The organism is Streptomyces sp. ID05-39B, from assembly GCF_033794725.1.
GTDB lineage: Bacteria > Actinomycetota > Actinomycetes > Streptomycetales > Streptomycetaceae > Streptomyces > Streptomyces bobili.
In genome coordinates this window covers 1-3,991 of record NZ_JARGEF010000411.1, presented here as the reverse complement: position 1 = coordinate 3,991, position 3,991 = coordinate 1, and the positions used below count along the sequence as shown (strand labels likewise).

General features: G+C 73.7%; 5 protein-coding genes. 2 read left to right on the top strand and 3 right to left on the bottom strand.

Translation table 11 applies throughout. The features are described from left to right. The first annotated feature begins 65 nt into the window (after nt 1–65). Nucleotides 66–953 carry a M24 family metallopeptidase gene (locus P1P75_RS40230; protein WP_319264672.1) on the top strand — a complete coding sequence of 296 codons (888 nt, stop codon included), beginning with the start codon at nt 66–68 and terminating at the stop codon, nt 951–953. A gap of 55 nt (nt 954–1,008) precedes the next feature. Here P1P75_RS40230 and P1P75_RS40225 read toward each other — a convergent pair whose 3' ends face one another. Continuing rightward, entirely contained in the window at nt 1,009–1,506 is a 498-nt protein-coding gene (locus P1P75_RS40225; RefSeq protein WP_319264670.1) for an FxLYD domain-containing protein, read from the bottom strand. 202 nt (nt 1,507–1,708) lie between these two features. On the opposite strand from P1P75_RS40225, the gene P1P75_RS40220 reads away from it, so the two are divergent. Further along, the gene (locus P1P75_RS40220; RefSeq protein ID WP_319264668.1) at nt 1,709–2,197 is read left to right on the top strand and encodes a hypothetical protein; all 489 of its coding nucleotides are present in this window, start codon (nt 1,709–1,711) and stop codon (nt 2,195–2,197) included. A 17-nt stretch (nt 2,198–2,214) separates the two neighbouring features. On the opposite strand, the gene P1P75_RS40215 is transcribed toward P1P75_RS40220, so the two are convergent. Both P1P75_RS40215 and P1P75_RS40210 read right to left on the bottom strand, forming a co-directional pair. Next, nucleotides 2,215–3,069: a M23 family metallopeptidase gene (locus tag P1P75_RS40215; protein WP_319264666.1), complete on the bottom strand. Its 855-nt coding sequence runs from the start codon at nt 3,067–3,069 to the stop codon at nt 2,215–2,217. A gap of 157 nt (nt 3,070–3,226) precedes the next feature. Further along, nucleotides 3,227–3,991, bottom strand: a 765-nt coding sequence (locus P1P75_RS40210) for a glycosyl hydrolase (protein ID WP_319264665.1), incomplete at its 5' end; no start/stop codon positions are given.

Here is a 3,991-nt window from a genome sequence, read left to right as displayed (position 1 = left end):
TTGTTTTTTTGTTTTCAGCGAGAAGCCGGAATCGGGATTTTCTGCCTGTTTCGGGGGTTCGAGGTGTGTATAAGGGGCAGGGTGCGGTCCGCGTCACCGACTGGAGCGACGGCCAGGACCCGTACGCCGCGGCGGCCGGCCTGCTCCGCCCGCACGGCCGCTACGGCGTCTCCGACGCGGCCTGGGCCCTGCACCTCCTCGGCCTCCAGGAGGCCCTCCCCCTCACCGCCTACCGTGCCCTCACCACCGCGCTGCCCATGCTCCGCGCGGTCAAGGACGAGCACGAGGTGGCCCGGCTCGCGGCGGCGGGAGCGGCGGCCGACGCGACGTACGAGGACATCCTCGCCGTACGGTTCGCGGGCCGCCGCGAGAGCGAGGTCGCCGCCGACCTGGCCCGGCTGCTGGGCGAACACGGCCACAGCCAGGTCGACTTCACGGTCGTCGGCTCCGGGCCCAACGGGGCGAACCCCCATCACGAGGCGGGCGACCGGGTCATCCGGGACGGTGACATGGTGGTCCTCGACTTCGGCGGCCTCAAGGACGGCTACGGCTCCGACACCACCCGCACGGTCCACGTCGGTCCGCCCACCGACGAGGAACGGCAGGTCCACGACCTCGTCCGCACCGCCCAGCAGGCCGCGTTCGAGGCGGTACGGCCCGGCGTGCCCTGCCAGGAGATCGACCGGGTGGCCCGCGCGGTCATCACCGACGCCGGGTACGGCGAGTACTTCATCCACCGCACCGGCCACGGCATCGGCGTCACCACCCACGAGCCGCCGTACCTGGTCGAGGGCGAGGAACAGCCCCTCGTCCCCGGCATGTGCTTCTCCATCGAGCCGGGCGTCTACCTTCCCGGCCGCTTCGGCGTACGCATCGAGGACATCGTGACCTGCACTGCCGAGGGCGGCCGCCGCCTGAACGGCACCCCGCACGAACTGGCGGTCGTGGCCTGACCCGCGCGGCGCCTGACCCGCGTGGCGCCGGGGGTGCGGGGCGCCGGGTCGGCCGTCAGTACCGCACCGCCCGCGGCACCTCCGCCTTCACCTCGCCCGAGAGCTGGTGGGTGCTGCGGGCCGTCGCCGTGCCCGTCCTGCCGGCCGGGACGTCGGGGACGGTGACGAGGACCGTGTCGAGCCACTTGCCGCCCGCATCGGTGAAGTCGACCTGGACGGAGAAGGACCTCGTCGTGTCGTCGGTGTTGGTGGCGGTGACCTCGACCGTGCTGCGGTCGCCGTCCGCCTTCGGGGCGCCCGCCTTCACGTCGTCCTTGGCATCGACGCCGCCCTTGATCCCGTCGAGCCTGCGGCCGGCCTCCGCGGTCGCCGACGCGAAGCCCTCCGTGGCCCGCGAGGCGAGGGAGGCGGCGGCGGACTCGGCCCGGCTCGCCACACCCGAGGGGCTGTCCTCGTCGGAGCAGCCGGTGAGAGCGGTGAGGCCGCCGAGCACGGTGGCGCAGGTCGCGGTCAGCACGGCTGCCCGGACCAGGGGAGTGCGAGGGGCGGGCATGGTGCCTCCGGCGTCGGATGTCGGGGACCGGGATCGCGGGGCGGGGGCCTCGGACCGGCGGGGCTTCTCTCCAGTGAAGGCCGGTCAACCGGCACACGCACGCCGGCTCACCCGCACGGCGTAGTTCCCGTGGTGGTGGCCGTCACCCGGACGGATGGTCGGGGGAGGAACGGGATCATCGGACAGAGAGGCGGAGCCCGCCATGAGTGACGCGTCGCAGCCCAGGAATCCCCAGGGCTCCCCCGTCTGGGACCCGTCCCACCAGGGCACCGGCCCGTCCAGCTCGGGCAGCCGCTCACCGGCACCGCACGCCGAGGACGGCCTGGCCGCCGGCGGGGTCACCTTCGCGGGCGTGCTGATGCTGGTCAACGGCGTCCTCGCCGTCCTCCAGGGCATCGCCGCGATCGCCGAGGACGACGTGTACGGCCGCATCGGCGACTACGTCTACAAGATCAACCTGACCGGCTGGGGCTGGATCCTGCTGATCGTCGGCGTGGTGGCGGCGGCGGTCGGTGGCGGCATCCTCAAGGGCGCGGCCTGGGCCCGCGTCACCGGCATCCTCCTCGCCTCCGTCAGCCTCGTCCTGCAGTTCCTGTTCCTCCCCTACGCCCCCGTCTGGTCGATCGTCCTGATCGCGATCGACGTCTTCGTGATCTGGGCGCTGGCGGTGTACCGGCCGACGGCGCGGTGACACCCGCGCGAGGCCCGTCACCCGCCGATGTCGACCGACTTCCTCCGCAGCCACGGCAGGGGCGACACCGCGGACCCCATGTACGGCGTGATCCGTACCTCGAAGTGGAGATGGGGGCCGGTGACGTTGCCGGTCGCGCCGGAGAGGCCGAGGCGCTGTCCGGCCGCGACCCGGCCGCCCTTGCGGACGTCGATGCGGGACAGATGGGCGTACTGCGTGAAGTAGCCGTCCGGGTGGCGCACGATGACCTGGTTGCCGAAGCCGTCGCCGCAGGTCGTGGCGCGGACGGTGCCGGGGCCGACGGCGTACACGGGCGTCCCGGTGGGCACGGCGAAGTCCTGGCCGGTGTGGCGGTGGGCCCAGCGGGAGCCGCGGGCGGCGTAGCCGGCGGAGAGCCGGTAGCGGCGGGTCGGCGCCGTCCAGTCGCCGTCGCGGTCCTCGGGAGCGCGGCTGCGGGTGCGGGCGGCCGGGCAGCGGCCGGCGCGGCCGGACGGGTCCACGGCGACGGGATCGCCGGCGTCGCGGGCCACCGACCACAGCGCGTCCCACAGCCCGGCCCGGATGGCCTTGCGGCGGCGTTCGGCGGATCTGACCTCGGTGGTGCGGGCGTCGCCGGCGCGGAGCCGGTCGACGTGGGCACGGGCCTTCTCATGGGCCCGGACGGCGCGCGTGGTCTCCTTGCGGAACGCGTCGCCGCCGGCCCCGGCCCCGGCGGGCACCGCGGCGAGCGCCACCAGCATGCCCGCGATCAGTACGGCCGCCAGGAGGGTGCGGAGGGAGCGAAAGGAGGGGACGGAGGGGAGGGAGCCCGGGAGCTTCCGCGCGGGAGCGAAACACATCCGCGGAAGGCGCGCGTGGTCTTCTCGTCGCATCCTGGGATCATCGGACCGGGGGTGGCGGCGAGTTGGACGGCGCGCGGACGGTTCAACCGAACGGACCTGCCGTCACGAGGACGCTGCCGTACCGGAAGACGCTGTCGTACCGGAGGGACCCGCGGCTACCGGGACCCGCGTCCACCGGGACCCCCGGCTACCGGGACACCGTCGCCCGGTAGACGGCCGACGCCCGCGGGTTGTCGCGGCAGCGCCACACGCCGTGCGGACAGTAGTCGGTGATGGTCTGGTACAGCGGCCGCTGCCGGGCGAACCAGCCGAGCATGCCCCGCATGTACGCCGCGTTGTCGCCGTTGCGGAACAGCCCCCACTCCGGGTACGACACCGGCTTGCCGTGCTCCGCCGCGAACCGCACGTGCGCCGCGAGCCCGTACGGCTCGGCGACCTGCTCCTCGAAGGGCATGCCCTCGGGCTGGTCGTAGGCGTCCATGCCGATGATGTCGACGTGGGCGTCGCCGGGGTAGCAGTCGGTCCACGGGACGGCGTCCCGCCCCCGGCTCGGCGTGAAATCGAACCGGAACCGCTGCCCCGGCACCACCCGCATCGCCGCCACGATCCGCTTCCAGTACGCCTTCCAGGCACCGGGGTCGGGCCCGCAGCGGTGGCCGTAGGTGATCCCGTTCATCTCCCAGCCGACGACCAGCACACTGTCCGCCACCCCGAGCCGCACCAGCCGCCGCCCGAGCGCCGCGAAGTGAGCGTCGTACGCACCGCGCGCCCCCCTGCGCAGCTCCTCCCGGACGACGTCGTCGGGCAGTTGCTCCTCGGTGCGCTCCAGCATCGGCACGTTCAGCACGAACATCCGGTCCGCGCGGGCCGTCCGCCACCGCGCCCAGTACTCCAGATATCCGGGCGCCCCCTCGATGTTGCTCCACAGGTCCCCGGGCAGATACGCCCGTCC